The organism is Corallincola luteus, from assembly GCF_004336975.1.
Lineage (GTDB): Bacteria > Pseudomonadota > Gammaproteobacteria > Enterobacterales > Neiellaceae > Corallincola > Corallincola holothuriorum.
Map to the genome: position 1 here is coordinate 213,908 of NZ_SJXE01000004.1, position 16,912 is coordinate 230,819.

18 protein-coding genes are annotated in these 16,912 nt (G+C 46.9%); 3 read left to right on the forward strand and 15 right to left on the reverse strand.

The features are described from left to right. Window positions 1–241: 241 nt before the first annotated feature. Window positions 242–436: a hypothetical protein gene (locus EZV61_RS10525; RefSeq protein ID WP_130565540.1), complete on the forward strand. Its 195-nt coding sequence runs from the start codon at window positions 242–244 to the stop codon at window positions 434–436. A 197-nt stretch (window positions 437–633) separates the two neighbouring features. On the opposite strand, the gene asd is transcribed toward EZV61_RS10525, so the two are convergent. From asd to queE, 5 genes are all read right to left on the reverse strand, one after another. Beyond that, window positions 634–1,746, reverse strand: coding sequence for an aspartate-semialdehyde dehydrogenase (asd, locus tag EZV61_RS10530; protein WP_114336712.1), 1,113 nt, complete (start codon window positions 1,744–1,746; stop codon window positions 634–636). Between the two features lie 216 nt (window positions 1,747–1,962). Continuing rightward, window positions 1,963–2,175 (reverse strand): DUF3820 family protein, encoded by a 213-nt coding sequence (locus EZV61_RS10535; protein ID WP_267896986.1) that lies wholly within the window; start codon window positions 2,173–2,175, stop codon window positions 1,963–1,965. Between the two features lie 15 nt (window positions 2,176–2,190). After that, window positions 2,191–4,254: a S9 family peptidase gene (locus EZV61_RS10540; RefSeq protein ID WP_131415519.1), complete on the reverse strand. Its 2,064-nt coding sequence runs from the start codon at window positions 4,252–4,254 to the stop codon at window positions 2,191–2,193. A 150-nt stretch (window positions 4,255–4,404) separates the two neighbouring features. Then, a complete protein-coding gene (locus tag EZV61_RS10545; RefSeq protein WP_131415521.1) occupies window positions 4,405–4,710 on the reverse strand; it encodes a monooxygenase in 306 nt (101 codons plus the stop codon). Between the two features lie 103 nt (window positions 4,711–4,813). Beyond that, a complete protein-coding gene (gene queE, locus EZV61_RS10550; protein ID WP_170308608.1) occupies window positions 4,814–5,503 on the reverse strand; it encodes a 7-carboxy-7-deazaguanine synthase QueE in 690 nt (229 codons plus the stop codon). A 79-nt stretch (window positions 5,504–5,582) separates the two neighbouring features. On the opposite strand from queE, the gene queC reads away from it, so the two are divergent. Further along, on the forward strand, window positions 5,583–6,242 hold the full coding sequence (queC, locus tag EZV61_RS10555) for a 7-cyano-7-deazaguanine synthase QueC (protein ID WP_131415523.1): 660 nt from the start codon (window positions 5,583–5,585) through the stop codon (window positions 6,240–6,242). 50 nt (window positions 6,243–6,292) lie between these two features. Here the strand turns inward: queC and EZV61_RS10560 are convergent, their stop codons facing one another. Next, entirely contained in the window at window positions 6,293–6,661 is a 369-nt protein-coding gene (locus EZV61_RS10560) for a hypothetical protein (RefSeq protein ID WP_131415525.1), read from the reverse strand. A 647-nt stretch (window positions 6,662–7,308) separates the two neighbouring features. Between EZV61_RS10560 and rrtA the strand changes: the two genes are divergently transcribed. Beyond that, window positions 7,309–7,920: a rhombosortase gene (gene rrtA / locus EZV61_RS10565; protein ID WP_131415527.1), complete on the forward strand. Its 612-nt coding sequence runs from the start codon at window positions 7,309–7,311 to the stop codon at window positions 7,918–7,920. An 87-nt stretch (window positions 7,921–8,007) separates the two neighbouring features. Here rrtA and pyrF read toward each other — a convergent pair whose 3' ends face one another. The 9 genes from pyrF to serC all read right to left on the reverse strand — a co-directional run bounded on the left by pyrF (window position 8,008) and on the right by serC (window position 16,902). Next, window positions 8,008–8,706, reverse strand: coding sequence for an orotidine-5'-phosphate decarboxylase (gene pyrF / locus EZV61_RS10570; RefSeq protein ID WP_130565533.1), 699 nt, complete (start codon window positions 8,704–8,706; stop codon window positions 8,008–8,010). Between the two features lie 21 nt (window positions 8,707–8,727). Beyond that, window positions 8,728–9,894: a lipopolysaccharide assembly protein LapB gene (lapB, locus tag EZV61_RS10575; RefSeq protein WP_130565532.1), complete on the reverse strand. Its 1,167-nt coding sequence runs from the start codon at window positions 9,892–9,894 to the stop codon at window positions 8,728–8,730. Beyond that, window positions 9,894–10,184 (reverse strand): lipopolysaccharide assembly protein LapA domain-containing protein, encoded by a 291-nt coding sequence (locus EZV61_RS10580; RefSeq protein ID WP_205695371.1) that lies wholly within the window; start codon window positions 10,182–10,184, stop codon window positions 9,894–9,896. Before EZV61_RS10580 ends, lapB begins: the two co-directional genes overlap by 1 nt. Before the next feature lie 100 nt (window positions 10,185–10,284). Further along, entirely contained in the window at window positions 10,285–10,578 is a 294-nt protein-coding gene (ihfB, locus tag EZV61_RS10585) for an integration host factor subunit beta (RefSeq protein ID WP_114336721.1), read from the reverse strand. 93 nt (window positions 10,579–10,671) lie between these two features. Next, on the reverse strand, window positions 10,672–12,351 hold the full coding sequence (gene rpsA / locus EZV61_RS10590) for a 30S ribosomal protein S1 (RefSeq protein ID WP_114336866.1): 1,680 nt from the start codon (window positions 12,349–12,351) through the stop codon (window positions 10,672–10,674). 104 nt (window positions 12,352–12,455) lie between these two features. Continuing rightward, window positions 12,456–13,154, reverse strand: a complete 699-nt coding sequence (gene cmk, locus EZV61_RS10595; protein WP_130565530.1) for a (d)CMP kinase — start codon at window positions 13,152–13,154, stop codon at window positions 12,456–12,458. A 212-nt stretch (window positions 13,155–13,366) separates the two neighbouring features. Next, window positions 13,367–14,650 (reverse strand): 3-phosphoshikimate 1-carboxyvinyltransferase, encoded by a 1,284-nt coding sequence (gene aroA, locus EZV61_RS10600; RefSeq protein ID WP_114336723.1) that lies wholly within the window; start codon window positions 14,648–14,650, stop codon window positions 13,367–13,369. Window positions 14,651–14,671: 21 nt separating this feature from the next. After that, window positions 14,672–15,775, reverse strand: coding sequence for a histidinol-phosphate transaminase (gene hisC / locus EZV61_RS10605; protein ID WP_130565529.1), 1,104 nt, complete (start codon window positions 15,773–15,775; stop codon window positions 14,672–14,674). 38 nt (window positions 15,776–15,813) lie between these two features. Beyond that, complete coding sequence (gene serC, locus EZV61_RS10610; protein ID WP_114336725.1) at window positions 15,814–16,902, reverse strand: 3-phosphoserine/phosphohydroxythreonine transaminase; 1,089 nt, start codon at window positions 16,900–16,902, stop codon at window positions 15,814–15,816. Window positions 16,903–16,912 lie beyond the last annotated feature (10 nt).

Sequence of the window (16,912 nt, forward strand, 5' to 3'; positions counted from 1 at the left end):
AGCCACACTCTCGTGTGGCTTTTTTGCATTTGCAGTCAGCTAAAATCCCACCACAGCTAAATAAATGACAAACAATTTATATGTCTGTTTTTTATACACTTAACATCACGTTTAATCCAGATCACAACTCTTTATTAGAATGTGCGTATCCTCCCAAGCTAAACAATCGAAAGGGTTTTCCGTTTTACAAGAGTGCAAAGATTACCCAAAATATAGTCACTTGTTAGCGAGAACACAGAGTATGAAAATGACGAAAGGCGTTAAAAGTTTTGTTAAGTCACTGGCGTGTGCAACCCTGCTTTGGTTGTTCTTCAGCTGGCTTACTGGCTCACCTACACTTTCTATCGTTACTGCCGCCCTAGTATTATCTGCCGGCGTACTTGCGTTGATAGAAGAGCTTGTTCACACAAAGAAAAGTGATCATTTGGTGTTATAGACATCAGCTTATAGCCTGCTTCTCTTGCCTTGTGGCAGGCACTCACTTTATTTTTCAAAGTCCCTAATAGAAACTCAATCTAGCTTCCCAAGCTATCAGTTGACGCAACACCGCTCTTGCAGTTTTTCCTTTATCGATAATCATAAAAAAGGCCACCAATTAGGCAGCCTATTGGCAATCTGTTAACGAACAGACGCTTACTTGTCGAGCAAAATACGTAACATGCGACGTAACGGTTCTGCAGCGCCCCATAACAGCTGATCACCGACTGTAAAGGCTGATATGTATTCAGGCCCCATAGAGAGCTTTCTAATACGCCCAATCGGAACACTCAACGTGCCAGTCACCTTGGTCGGTGTCAGCTCTTCAACCGTGATTTCACGATCGTTAGGGATCACCTTGACCCAGTCATTGTGAGAAGCGAGTATTGATTCAATTTCACTGACAGGTAGGTCTTTATTTAGCTTAATAGTCAGCGCCTGACTATGACAACGCATCGCGCCAATACGAACACAAAGGCCATCGATAGGTACGGGCGACTCACTACGGCCTATGATCTTATTAGCTTCAACTTCAGCCTTCCACTCTTCGCGGCTCTGACCGCTAGGCATTGGCGTATCAATCCAAGGGATCAGAGATCCAGCTAGCGGCACACCAAATTGATCGGTAGGGAATTCACCGTTACGCATTCTATCTGCAACTTTACGGTCAATATCCAAAATGGCCGATGCCGGGTCATCCAGCTCTGCTTTCACTTCATCACGCAAATCGCCCATTTGACTGATCAATTCACGCATATTGCGTGCACCGGCACCCGACGCCGCTTGATATGTCATTGGGCTAACCCAGTCTACTAGGCCTTTTTCAACCAAACCGCCAATCGCCATCAATAGCAAGGAGACGGTACAGTTCCCACCGACGAAGGTTTTCACCCCAGCGTCAAGGCCTTGTGAAATAACGTCAGCATTGACCGGATCAAGAACAATAATGGCGTCATCGTCCATACGTAGGCTTGATGCCGCATCAATCCAATAACCTTGCCAGCCAGCTTCACGTAATGGTTCAAACACAGCCTTGGTATAATCACCACCCTGACAGGTAATAATCACATCCATCGCTTTAAGCGCATCAATGTCGTAAGCATCTTTCAACGGTGTCACCGGTTTACCAATATCCGGGCCGGGCTGTCCCGCCTGAGATGTGGTGAAGAAAGTGGTATCGACCAATGAAAAATCGTTCTCTTCTTGCATACGCTGCATCAACACAGAGCCAACCATGCCGCGCCAGCCTACTAAACCTACGTTCATCATGCTGCTTTCGCTATCCTCTGATTACAGGCCAAACCATAAGTCGCGGTTTAGCACAAGGGGGTTCAAACCAAACTGAACAGGCTTTATGGCAAGTCAAAGTGCCACTCTGGCAAGCCTACTGAACAGAGCAGCCCACAATACCGATTTTTGAGCTAAAAAGGAATCCTCACAGCGGGGGAAATAACTCCCCCCAACACGCTTATATGCTTGCAAACACTATGACTGTGCCGCGTCTTTAACCGCGCGCTTTACAAATCCCTCTAAACCTTCCAGCTTTACTTCATATACTAAAGCAAGTAATTCGCCTAGCTCTCCTTTCGGAAAGCCCTGCTTTGCCAACCAAACCATGTAAGGCTCGGGTATGTCGATCAATGGCCTACCCGCATACTTACCGAATGGCATCGACATCTCTGTTAGCTTTCTTAGCACACTGGCATCCAACGTTTAGCCCTCGTCCGACGGATCTGACAGTCGTTTGCTGCTAGGCCCACCATATTGTTCAAACCACCACAAGATATGAGCAACTTTACTCATGAGATTTGATGGCCGCGCTGCAATCCCATGACCTGCACCAGGGATCCTAACCATTGCGGTATCGACCCCAGCAAGCTTTAACGCTTGATAGTATTGCTCTGTTTCAGAAATTGGCGTGCGGTAATCAGATTCCCCGGTCAACAGCATGGTGGGTGTTTTAACGTTTCCAACATAACTGATCGGCGAACGTTTCATATAAGCCTCCATATCGTCCCAAGGTAACGAATCAAACCAGTATTGGGTAAAAAATGGATAGGCGTCTGCCGTTAAACTAAAGCTATACCAGTTGATCACAGGCTTAGCTACTACAGCGGCTTTGAAGCGATCGGTATGACCAACGATCCACGCAGTCAGCGTTCCACCACCACTACCGCCGGTCACATAGAGTTGCTCAGGGTCAACAAAACCTTTGGCAATAACGGCATCAACACCAGAGATCAGATCATCGTAATCCTCAGATGGATAATTATGATGGATATAATTCGCAAAGACTTCACCGTAACTGTCGCTACCACGCGGGTTAACATACAAAACCACGTAACCAGCCGCGGCAAACAGCTGGATCTCCGCAGCAAAGCGGGCGCCATAATTCGCCACCGGTCCACCATGAATCTCTAGCATCAAAGGATATTTCTTTGTGGCATCGAAGCTTGGTGGGTATGCGATCCAACCTTGTATCTCCAAGCCATCAGCGGACGACGGGTAGCGGATCTCTTCAATCGTCGCTAACTGCTTGCGGGATAATAGTGTCTTGTTTAAATGGGTAATCCTTTTGGCTTTACCACCACGGTAGTTCACAACAGCAATTTCGGCAGGGGAAAGCCCGTCTGTCGTCGTAAACGCGATTTGCCGACCTTTTACAGTGAACTGGCCACCAGCATAAGGTCGGCCTAAAGAAAGCCCTCCGACATCGCTGACCACCTGCTTAAAGCGACCGTTGAGATCTGTACGGCCTATGTAGGTGTTGCCTTGGTCATCATATTGAAAATAGAGATGCTTGCCATTGTCAGACCACACAGGTGCCGCCACACTTCTATCCAGATCTGCAGTTAAAACGCGCGAATTCCCTGTCGCTAAATTCAACAGGTAAAGTTGGCGATTCTGATAGATCACTTTCCTGTCATCGAAGCCGATATAAGCAATGTACTTACCGTCAGGAGACAACGCTGGATGCGCATCTGGACCTACCCGGTCGGTTAAAGGCTTCACCTTGCCATTGTTCAAAGACAGTGCAAACAATTCACTGTTTAATGGTGCCTTTTCAGCATCTGGAACGGCAGAGAAATAGATGGTTTTAACATCCGGGGAAAATGTTAGTGGACCATCATGATCGTACTGTGCCTGAGTTAATTGGATCGCCGAGCCGCCGTCGGCCGACATCATGAAGATTTGTTGGTTACCAGCCGGTAGGTACCCTGCCCCATCAAATCGGTAAAACGTCGAGGAGACCACTTTGGCTGGTGGCGCCCAATCAGCAGTCCTAGGCTTGCCAGGCAATGCCACTAACGGTTTTTCTTGGCGCGGAACAAACGCAGTGAATAGTAACGAAGCACCGTCCGGCGACCAAGTAAGATTAGTCGGACCTTCAGGTAACTGGCTTAGCACAGCGATCTGTCCGGTGTCTTGCCAGCGCATATAAAGCTGAGTAGAGCCGCCACGGTTAGAGATAAATGCTAGACGTTTGCCGTCTGGTGATAGTCTCGGGGACCGATCATTGAACAACCCTGTCGTTAACGGCCTGAGTTCACCACTAGCGATATTCGCCACCCACAAATTACTGCGTTTCCTGTCCTTTTCAATATCCATAAAGTTGCGAACAAAAATAACTTGTTCACCACTACGACTGAGTTGCGGATCGGAGGCATATTCTAGGGCAAACACATCCTCCAATTGCAACGTTTCAAGAGGCGCAGCGAATAACAAATGACTTTGTGCTAACAGACAAAACGATACCAATGCAGCAAAGCAGCGCATAATGGTCTCCCTGGAATATGGAATTATTTTGATTATGAGCCAAACACACTAACGGACGGAGCTGCGCCGTTCAATAAAGCGATAGGAATTGAAATAGTTAGTAACATTTGTTTCGATGATAGGAGAGTGAGGTCACCAACAATAAACGGCTTATAAAGGAGCCCGAGTGATCAATGAAAGCTGCTCGTTCACTTCATACAGATGAGACTCGAACTCTGTCACTCCCAACGCCTCTAATCGCTTCCTGTGAGTTAGCAGGAAATCTTCTGCATCAGCCTCATTTGCGAAAAGGTAGATCCCACCGGCAAGTCGTGTATCGCGATTTTCGGTCCAAATCTTCCACTTCAAACCAGGCGCTTGCGCTATTTCCTCGGCCAAACCGCGACATGCATCTTCAAGCTGCTGATGCCATGGGCCGCGACTATGAAAGTGGATTTCGAGAATAACGTCTGCCATAAGTTAGCCAAACAAAAGATACCTATGCTGAGTTTAGCTAATAGCAAGGTTTCTGGTATGCGCAATATCAAGCCGATATAACTGACCGTCTGATCAGGCGGAACTACTCAATACCTAAATACTTATGGGTCTGTATCGACAAGCGCCAATTTCTAGCGATACATGTTTTCACGGCAAGTTCAGTGGCGCGAGGTTTTTGGCTTATCGGCTGTAGGCAGATTGTTTTTCCTGACAGTTGACCCGACGCTGATATGGGCGCCAACAATGCATCAAGTTCATCAATATGTGATTGCTTCGCCACAGGGTGTTTAATCTCGTTCGCCCTGAGTAGTGCGGATGCTAAAACATCATATCCACCTTTCATCGCCACTTTAGGCGAGACCGTTACCCAGGTTTTGTCATCTGCCAAAACTTCAAAAGTCCCTGAGGTCTCTATTTGGCAATCATAGCCATGCGAGAAAAGTGTGGAAGTTAAGTCACTTAGGTTGTATACACAAGGCTCTCCGCCAGTAATAACAACATGCTTAGCGGTATACCCCTGTTCAGCAAACAACTTCAGCAACTGCTTACTGGTCATTTCACTCCAACACTCAGTTTCACCCTGCTCTGCTAACAGATCAACAACATCAATTTTGGCGTCATCATCTAACGGCCAGGTATGCTTAGTGTCACACCATGAGCAGCCGACGGGACAGCCCTGCAAGCGCACAAAGATTGCCGGAACGCCGGTATACCCCCCTTCGCCTTGAATGGTTTCAAACACTTCATTGACTGGATAGGCGATTTGCTTCATTGAATACCTGTTGTATGTGAGATAGATCGCGTAAAATGCCGGCGATTTATACGTTAAGCGCGAGCATTAAACAACCATCATGAACGAAAAAGTCGTCGTAATATACTCAGGTGGCATGGACTCTTATACCGTGCTGAATAAAGCGATTAAGCAAGGCTATGATGTCTATGCCTTGAGCTTTGACTACGGCCAACGCCATGTCAAAGAGCTCGAGGTCGCAGCCAGCGTCTGTAAAGAGTTATCTATTCACCATAAAGTAGTTGATATCAGTGCCATCAATAGCCTGATTGGCGGATCTTCACTGACCGATGACATTGCAGTTGCCGAAGGCCATTACGAAGAAGAAAGCATGAAGTCAACGGTGGTACCCAACCGCAATATGATCCTGCTGTCACTTGCTGTTGGTTATGCCGTATCATTAAAAGCGGGCAAGGTCTTTTATGGCGCCCACTCCGGCGATCATGCTATATACCCCGACTGTCGGCCAGAATTCGTGCTGAAGATGAATGAGGTGGCAAAAATTGCCAACTATGAAATTGTCGAAATATGCAGCCCTTATCTAAACGATAGTAAAATAGATATCCTCACCGATGGCCTGAAAATGGGGCTGGATTATAGTAAAACGTGGACATGTTATAACGGCAGAGAAAGAGCCTGTGGCAAATGCGGTGCATGTGTCGAACGACTCGAAGCATTTGAAAAAAATGCGTTGAAGGATCCGCTCTCTTACGAAGCCTAGTAACAAGGAAAAGCGCCCAACGGCGCTTTTCCCCAGCTAGGAACGCTCACTTATTCAATATCTAATTCAGTGGCGTCATGTTTCTTAAGCAGCGGCAAAACACTCTCAAATTGCTCTGCGTACTTGTCACACAATTCACCAATGGGGTTTTCTTTCTTCAACACCTCAAACTCTGCAGCTGCTGTCGCTTTAACCTGCTCCCAGTCAACCTGAATATCACCTGAAAAGCCGTTGGCATAAAGATAAAGCTTGGAGATCTCCTGCACTTTTTCTTTTTCTATTGTGACGCCACAGCTGTCATTCATATACATTAACTTACTAATCCCTTCAGCCAACATATCTTGCGCAAGCTCTTCCGCCGCAAACGTCGGCGCAGCACAGAAAAGCAACACGCCCATAAATGCAGTTCTCTTTAACATCTAATTATACCTCTGGCATCTCTTGTTATTGATGGGATTAAACCTGATGGCATAAACGAAGCCAACCAAGGTCAATATGAATAATTAAAATTATTACCAAACCTGCAAATGCGCCTGCTACCGCAAACACGGCTACAACTATCTATACAGTTTGAGCTATCTCGCCATGCATCCTAAGTAACATCCGCACCACCCAAGACACCGGCTTATGCACGTTAAGATAGCGCGCCAATGGCTCTTCTACCATAGCTCGTTTTGCTTAATTCAGCTTTCCAGCAGCACTAACATCTATCTGAAACTCTTGATCATTGCGCCATGGATTAACTATATGACTACGAAGTAACAAAATAATTCGCTCATAGAAATAACGACTCGAAAAGTATAGTTATTAAGCAGCCTAGCCTTCAAACTTAGCTTCGTATGCTGCAAGCGTCGACACAGCGTGTATCTGGCGTACTTACGTCTTAAACTTAAACGCGCAATGCACCGGTGAGCAAGGTCGACCTCACCCATGTTAGATCACGCATTGCAGTCATCGCTCACTCGACATCAGCGATCATTGTTAGCAGAATAGCCTTTTTGCTTGGCTTTCGTAATCCAACTACAGGCCACCCTATTCATTAGGAGACATAAGTGGTTACTAAGAAATGATACCAGCGCCAATCAGATCTGTGTGCCATTGGCCCAAAAGGCATTTGCCTATATCGCTAATTATAGGGTTATGTTTTGTCAGCCAATTCACATGGCTGATCTTCCCTGAGCTTAAGGAATTGCTAGCCTTTAACCATCAAGCAGTTGAGCGAGGTGGTTGGTATCGCCTCATTTCAGGCGCCATGATCCACACCAATGGGTATCACCTATTGATGAATGTTGCGGGACTGGTCGCGATTACCCTGCTTTTTGGCAAAACGGTTAGCAGTGTTCGTGGGTTCGTGGCTTGGCTATCTATTACCGTGCTCAGTGGGTTAGCCATTTATCTTCTGGTCCCGGAAGTTAAATGGTTTGTTGGCTTATCAGGCAGCTTACATGGCCTGCTAGCGTGGGCTGCACTAACCCAGTTACCCAAGCACCTCTATTCAAATATCGCTTTGTTGATTGGATTAACGATTAAGATAGTGTTTGAGCAGGTAACCGGTGGTGATACTGGCACCAGTGAACTGATTGGTGCCAGAGTTTTAATCGAGGGGCACCTCATGGGGGCGCTGAGCGGTGTGGTGGTGGCATTCGTAACTCAAATACTTGTTCGGCTGAAAAAATAATCAGAGCATTATTGGCTGCCGATTAAATTTACTGGCTTTAGCTCGCCTCGATAGCCAATGGCCGAACAATAGAGCAGGAACTACTATTTAACTAGGCAATGAAGCATTGATTTGTTGCAATGTCAGAAGCGGATCCGCAGATTGGGTGATCGGTCGACCAATGACTAAGTAATCGGAACCAGCAACAATGGCCTGTTCAGGCGTCATAATCCTTTGCTGATCACCAGCATCCGCGCCTGCAGGACGTATCCCCGGCGTCACCAATTGAAACCCCTGACCCAATGCAGCTTTCAAAGAGGTCGCTTCTTGCGCGGAACAAACCACACCATCTAAGCCTGCGTCCTTGGTTAAATGAGCGAGATTCATAACGTGCTCTGCTGGGCTAATCGGAATACCAATGCCGCGGAGATCATCAGCGCTCATGCTGGTCAATACAGTTACAGCGATCAATTTAGGACGTTCACTGCCGAAACTGGTTAACGCTTCAGCGGCCTTAACCATCATCTGCCGCCCACCACTGGCATGAACATTCACCATCCACACGCCTAACTCTGCTGAAGCGGCAACAGCACGAGCAACAGTATTTGGTATGTCATGAAACTTAAGATCAAGAAACACATCAAAGCCACGACTTTGTAACGCCTTTACGTATTCAGGCCCATACAAGGTGAACATCTCTTTGCCTACTTTCAAGCGGCATAGAGATGGATCAATTCGGTCAACAAAAGCAAGTGCGGCGTCTTGAGTTGGATAATCAAGGGCGACGATGACTTTTGGATCTTGCATGGGGGCTCCTATCTACTTGAGTTACTCGCCATCCAAACCGCGGATAGGCTTAATACGGCCCCAGCTTTTACATGATGGGCACTGCCAAAGCAAGCTCCCGCTGGAAAATCCACAATTACAACAGCGATATTTTGGTTTTATACGGATCTGCGTAGATACCAGCTCTTGCAACGACTTCAGACTTGAACGTGCCTTTGATGATTCGGCTGAGTTGATATGATAGTGCATCAGATGACAAAAGCCTTTCATGGTCGGATGACGCACCAACTCTTGCCTAACTAATGCTTCTGCCGCATCATCACCATCGGTTATAGCAACCCGCTGCGCAAGCTTAATCAGAATGGATACGCCAGCGCCAAGCTGTAACAGGTCACGAAGGAAATGTTCAAACGCTTTTGGGTCTCTATGCCCTTGATATAGATCTTCCACCGCAGCAACGATTTCACTGCAGAAATCAACGTCCTGATTAGGGATCTCTTGGTAGCATTTCAGAGCCCCTTTACGGTCGCCCTTTTCAATAAGTACTGATGCTTTAAGTAGGTAAGCTCGAATACAGGCATTATCAGCTTTAAGCGCTTGATTAATAAGCTTGAGTCCATCATTGTCCCCACGCGCTAATAAGGGCTCCGCCAACTCGCAATAGTAATGTGCCAATGATGTGGCAATTTTTGCTTTTTGTTGCAGCTTATATGATTCAACCACTGCAACGGCCTTTTCCCAATCCTTGGTATATTCATAGATATGCAGAAGTTGTTCAGCAGACTTGAGTTGGTAGCCTTCATGCTCGAGTAGCTCAATAAAAATCGTTTCAGCTCGATCGAAAAGACCCGCAACCAAATAATCATGGCCAAGTTCAAACATCGCAAAATCGCGTTGCTCTATGGGTAAGCTGGGGCGTGCAATAAGGTTTTGATGAAGACGAATAGCGCGGTCGACCTCACCACGCTTTCGAAACAGGCTTGCTAACGCCAGGTGTGTATCAATGGTTTCGCTATCCACCTTAATCATGTCAATAAAGAGGTCAACGGCTTTATCTGATTGATCTGAGAATAGGTAATTTAGACCGGCAACATATTTTTCAGACAGCTTTAAGCTAGTGTCCTTTAACTCCTGGTCTCCGCTTCGTCGGCCCATATACCAACCGTAAGCGACTGCGATAGGCAGCAGAAGAAAAAGCAACTCGCTCATTAGATCGGTTCGCCTTTGGAGTGAATCGAATTCTCCAGTTTCTTCTTCAATTTATCTCTTTCACTACTAACGAAGCGCAACTTGATCCGAGTGCGGAGATTAAAAAGAAACAGCGTAAATGCGCCGATACAAAACCCAAGCACTAAGAAGACACCTAACAGCGTCGCTAATTGATACTCACCCATCGCAATGAGGTAATTGAACTCAACTAATTGACCGTTCCTGGCGCCGATTAAGACACAGAGGACAAATATAAGTGCCCATAATAGTAGGTAGATGACAAGTTTCACGAATGGGCCTCCAAGCGCAATTCCAAAACCTAACGCACGCCCGGTATTATGACATAAAAAAACGGCATACCTAAGCATACCGTTTTTTTATCATTGACTATCAGCCGCTTACAAATGCGTCATTCACTCGGTCACGAAGTTCTTTACCCGGCTTAAAATGTGGGACAGACTTTCCTGACAGTGTTACCGAATCTCCGGTTTTAGGGTTACGCCCCACCCGCGGAGCACGGTAGTGCAGTGAGAAACTGCCAAAACCACGAATTTCGATCCGCTCACCTTCTTCAAGGGTTGCAGCCATCTGTTCGAGTATCTCTTTAATCGCCGACTCAACCTCTTTGGCAGACAAGTGCGTCTGCGTGGTGGCAAGTCGCTCAATCAGATCTGACTTTGTCATAACAATCATCACCGTTTGACTTAAGGGCCGATAAGCTATTCGGCAGTTAAAAAAAAAGGGCCGCATAAGCGGCCCTTTTTTCAAAAGGATGGCTTATGCATCGCCTTTCGCATTCTTGAAAGCTTCTGCCATGGCACTGCTGAAACCAGCAGTTTCAGTAGGCTGAGCATTCAAGTCTTCAATCGCAGTCTTTTCGTCTGCTTCATCTTTCGCACGGATAGACAAGCTAACTACACGGTTCTTACGATCGATACCCATGAACTTGGCTTCAACATCATCGCCAACGCTCAATACGGTAGAAGCGTCTTCAACACGGTCACGAGAGATATCTGAAGCGCGGATATAACCTTCTACGCTAGAAGACAGCTCAACAGTCGCGCCTTTGGCGTCAACTGCAGTAACCTTACCATTAACGATAGCACCTTTCTTGTTATCATTCAGATAATTATTGAAAGGATCTTCGTTCAACTGCTTCACGCCCAAGCTGATGCGCTCACGCTCAGGATCGACCTGCAGAACAACGGCGTTAACTTCGTCGCCCTTCTTGAACTCACGTACTGCATCTTCGCCTTGACCATTCCAGCTGATGTCTGACAAGTGAACCAGACCATCAATGCCGCCGTCCAAGCCGATAAAGATACCGAAGTCAGTGATTGACTTGATCTTACCGCTAACTTCATCGCCTTTAGCATGGTTGCTAGCGAACTCTTCCCATGGGTTAGCTTTACACTGCTTAAGACCCAGAGAGATACGACGACGATCTTCATCGATATCAAGAACCATAACGTCAACAGCATCACCCAGGTTAACAACCTTGCTTGGGTGGATGTTTTTGTTAGTCCAATCCATTTCAGAAACGTGTACCAGACCTTCAACACCTTCTTCGATCTCTACGAAACAACCGTAGTCAGTCAGGTTGGTCACAACACCGCTTACGCGAGTGCCTTCAGGGTAACGACCAGCGATAGCTACCCATGGATCTTCACCCAGCTGTTTCAGACCAAGTGATACGCGAGTGCGCTCACGGTCGAACTTAAGGATCTTAACTAGGATCTCATCACCAACATTTACGATTTCACTTGGGTGCTTAACGCGCTTCCAAGCCATGTCAGTGATATGCAACAGGCCGTCAACGCCACCTAAGTCTACGAATGCACCGTAGTCAGTCAGGTTCTTAACGATACCTTTAACTTCCAGGCCTTCCTGCAGAGACTCAAGCAGCTGATCACGTTCAACGCTGTTCTCAGTTTCAATAACTGCACGACGAGAAACAACAACGTTGTTACGCTTTTGATCTAGCTTGATTACTTTGAATTCGAGTTCTTTACCTTCCAAGTGCGCAGTGTCGCGTACTGGACGAACGTCAACCAAAGAACCTGGCAAGAACGCACGGATACCATTAAGGTCAACAGTGAAGCCACCCTTCACTTTACCCGTCATGATACCGATTACAGTTTCTGCTTCTTCGAAGGCGCGTTCCAGAACGATCCACGCTTCATGACGCTTAGCTTTCTCGCGAGACAGAATAGTCTCACCGAAGCCGTCTTCAACAGCGTCTAGTGCAACATCAACCTGGTCACCCACTTGAACTTCAACAACGCCTTCAGCGTTCTTGAACTGTTCAGCAGGAATAACTGCTTCTGACTTAAGACCTGCGTCAACCAACACAGCTTCTTTAGTAACAGAGATTACAGTACCTTTAACGATGGCACCCGGGCGGGTTTCGATTGTCTGTAAGCTTTCTTCGAATAATTGAGCAAAAGATTCAGTCATGTTTGATTTTAAACCATACTCATCCACGCAGCTTCCTTCTGTGCGGGGTAGTTAACGTTATTCGTTACCATCCTTAGCAACGAAGAACCGCAACTTTCACCTAGTTAGGCGGAAGCTGTCGGCGATAATTTTCCATATATGTAATCAAATGCGGTTGCTTCAACCTCATCGATTGACATTTTACTACTGTCGATGACCAATGCGTCTTCCGCTGGAACCAACGGAGCTACGCTCCGATTAGTGTCGCGTTCATCACGAGCTTGGACATCGGCTAAAATTTGCGCGAGGTTAGCATCATGGCCAGCGCTTTGCAACTGCAGATAACGGCGGTTAGCCCGGTCCTCGGCGCTTGCGGTTAAGAATAGCTTCACTGGGGCGTCCTGAAAAACCACCGTTCCCATATCACGGCCATCAGCCACTAGACCGGGTAGCGCCTTAAACGCCCTTTGTCGTCGAAGTAATGCCTCACGCACACGAGGGAATGCAGCGATCTTTGATGCAACAGCACCGCACTCTTCGGTACGAATGCTTTTACTGACCTCTTCGCCTTCCAGAATTACTTGGATTTTCTTGGTGTTCTCGTCTGACACAAACTGCACATCTAAATGCGCGGCCAAAGGCACCAGTGCATCTTCATTTTCGATATCCACACCATGGTGCAAGGAAGCTAATGCCAACACACGATAAATAGCGCCACTATCAAGCAGATGCCAGCCCAGTTGCTGCGCCAATCGCTGAGCGAGTGTCCCTTTCCCTGAACCGCTGGGACCATCAATAGTGATCACTGGTGCGCCTGAAGGCATAAAAACTCCGGTATTCTAATAAAAATCAGTACATTAGGGTGAGCAGATGACGTGTTTACAGCTCTCCCCCTATAAAGCGCGCCTATTATAGTGAGAAAGTATTAAAGGTAAAATGCAGTTCAACGATAAAAACCGTCGGACGAAAGCGTCACATCACATTGCTAGGAATAAAAAAGGGACCGCAACGGGTCCCTTCTTAATCTTCAGTCCTATTATAGCTCGCTTAACGATGCCAAACGCTCAAAATAGTCAGGAAAAGTTTTCGATGTGCACTTAGGATCATTAATAGTCACGGGTGTATCACTTAATGCGACTAACGAAAAACACATCGCCATACGGTGATCATTATAAGTATCGATCGCCGCATGAGATAGCTTGGCTGGTGGTTGGATCACAATGTAATCTTCTCCCTCTTCCACTTCAGCCCCCACTTTACGCAGCTCTGTCGCCATCGCGGATAAACGGTCAGTTTCCTTAACGCGCCAGTTATATACGTTACGAATTGCCGTTGTGCCCTCAGCAAACAAAGCCGCTGTAGCAATAGTCATTGCCGCATCTGGAATATGGTTCATATCCATATCCACCGCCTTTAGTTCGCCCACACGAGAAATGATATATTCGTCACCCCACTCTATTTGGGCGCCCATAGCCTCAAGCACATCAGCAAAATGGATATCGCCTTGAATGCTGTTACGACCAATGCCAGTCACTTTAATCTCGCCGCCCTTAATGGCAGCTGCAGCCAAGAAATAGGACGCAGACGACGCATCGCCCTCAACCATAAAGCGGCCTGGTGCTTTGTAGGTTTGATTACCCTTGATGATGAACTTCTGATAATCGATATTTTCTACACTGACTCCGAATTGCTCCATGATATGTAGCGTAATATCGATGTAAGGTTTGGATACCAGTTCACCACTAATCACAATTTCAGTGTCGCCACCAGCCATTGGTGCGGCCATCAGGAAAGCGGTCAAAAACTGACTGGACACGCTGCCATCAATAGATACTGTGCCACCAGACAACCCGGTTCCATAAATCTTCAGAGGTGGATAATCGGCATTTTTTAAGTATTCAACATTAGCGCCTGCTTGCACCAAGGCATCGACTAAAGCACCGATTGGGCGCTCTTCCATACGCGGTTCGCCGGTCAGGACGAACTCGCCTGCACCCAAACAGAGAGCCGCGCATAGTGGCCGCATCGCAGTACCCGCATTGCCTAAAAACAGCTCTAAAGACTCAGACGCGTTAAACGCACGGCCAAGTCCTTGCACTGTGCATTCGGTCTTATCATCGGAAAGCTGATAGCTGACGCCCAAGGCTTTCAATGCATTAAGCATATGGCGAATATCATCGCTATCGAGCAAATTGGTTAATATCGTCTCGCCTTCAGCTAACGCTGCTAGCAGTAGCGCACGATTTGAAACGCTTTTTGAGCCGGGTAAATTGACGGTGCCATTAACCCGCTGAATAGGTTGAAGTGTCAGTTGTTCCATTGAATTCATCTATATCAAAGCTTACAAAGAAAGCACTGATGTCAGTGCGTCGATAAAACGGTTATTTTCTTCTGAAGTGCCGATACTTACGCGGAGATGATTTGGTAATCCATACCCACCAATCGGACGCACTATCACCCCTTGATGCAGCAATGCATCATAGACATCAGTGCCATTTCTACCGGTATCAAAAGTAACAAAATTGCCCCATGATGGGATAAAATTTATCTGCTGCTGACGAAAGAAATCAGTCAGTTGAGTCATCCCTTGGCGGTTAACAGAAACAGATTCGTGTAGAAACTCGTTATCATCTAGCGCTACTTCAGCGGCTTTCAATGCCAGTGAATTAACATTAAACGGCTGACGTAATCGATTTAACAGGCCAGCCATATCTGCACTACTAACACTGTAACCAACACGCAGACCAGCTAATCCATATGCCTTTGAGAAGGTACGCGTAACCACAAGGTTGGGGTAATCATTTAACCATTCAACACTGTTAGCACGATCACTGGCATCAACATACTCATCGTAGGCTTCGTCCAACACCACAATGACATCTTTTGGTACAGCGGCAATGAATGCTTTCAGACACTCTTTCGAGAGGAAAGTACCTGTCGGATTATTAGGGTTAGCGATAAAGATCATTTTGGTCTTGTCGCTAATCGCCGCTGCCATTGCATCTAGATCGTGTCCATATGCCTTAGCCGGCACAACACAGGGTTTAGCCCCTATTGCTTGCGTCACTAGGGGATATACAACAAAAGCGTGTTCTGCAAACATCACTTCATGTTCGGCGGATACAAAGGTACGTGCGATCAGCTCCAGCACATCATTAGAACCATTGCCCAGGGTAATCTGTGCCGATTCTACGCCGAGACGACTCGCCAGCTTCTCTTTCAGATAAAAGCCATTGGCATCAGGGTATCTGCTCAGCTCAGTAAACTCACTAACCAGCGCCTGTTTCACCTTGTCACTGATCCCCAAAGGGTTCTCGTTTGACGCAAGCTTCACTACATTTGAGATACCGAGCTCTCGTTCCAACTCGCTAACTGGCTTACCCGCCTGATAAGGATGTAATCCACGGATCCCAGCATTTGCTAAGGCAATCAAATCACAGCTCACGCCACGCTTCCTTTTTATCAGAGATAGAAACCTATCTATTAACCGAATTTTTTCTCAAAATCCGCCATGAAGTCGACTAATGCCTGAACGCCACTTAACGGCATCGCGTTATAGATACTGGCACGCATACCACCGACAATACGATGACCCTTAAGCGCTTTTAACCCAGCCGCATCAGAGAGTTCGAGAAACTTACTATCCAGATTATCATCGGCTAACTGAAATGGAACATTCATTTTGCTGCGGCAGTTGTCATCGACATTATTTCGGTAAAAATCACTGCCATCGATAAACCGGTACAGGGTATCAGCCTTGGCCCGATTGACCTTGGCCATTTCTGTTAAACCGCCATTGGACTTAAGCCATTTAAACACTAAGCCTGCAAGATACCAGGCGTAGGTAGGTGGTGTGTTATACATAGAATCATGTTTAACGGCCAAGCCATAATCAAGGATCGATGGTGTTTCCTGCCGTGCATTGCCAATAAGATCCTCACGAACAATTACGACGGACAATCCACTAGGCCCGATGTTTTTCTGTGCACCGGCATAAATCACCCCAAAACGACTAACGTCTAGCGGTTGGGAGAGGATGGTTGACGACATATCCGCCACTACCGGCACATGGCCAGCATCAGGAATATAAGAAAACTCCACCCCTTCAATGGTTTCATTGGGACAATAATGGAAATAAGCGGCGTCTGGGTTGATATTCAATGCCGACTGTGGGGGCAGCGCAACCTTGCCATCAATAAGGTTCGGCTCACCGGCGACCTTACAGTGAAGGTACTTTTCCCCTTCCGCCAACGCGCCTCGAGACCACTGCCCCGAAAGCAGGTAGTCCGCTGAATCAGCCGAACGACTTAGGTTAAGTGGTATGCCAGCAAATTGACCTCGCCCACCACCATGCAAGAACAGCACTTTGTAATTTGACGGTATCGCCATCAAATCTCTGAGGTCCTGCTCGGCCTCTGCCGCCATCTGCATATAAGGCTTTGAACGGTGACTCATTTCCATGACAGAGACACCTTGCCCCTGCCAATCAAGCATCTCTGCTTGGGCCTGCTTCATAACAGAGGCCGGCAACATTGCCGGCCCCGCGCAGAAATTAAACACTGCTTGTGTCATAGGTATTTCT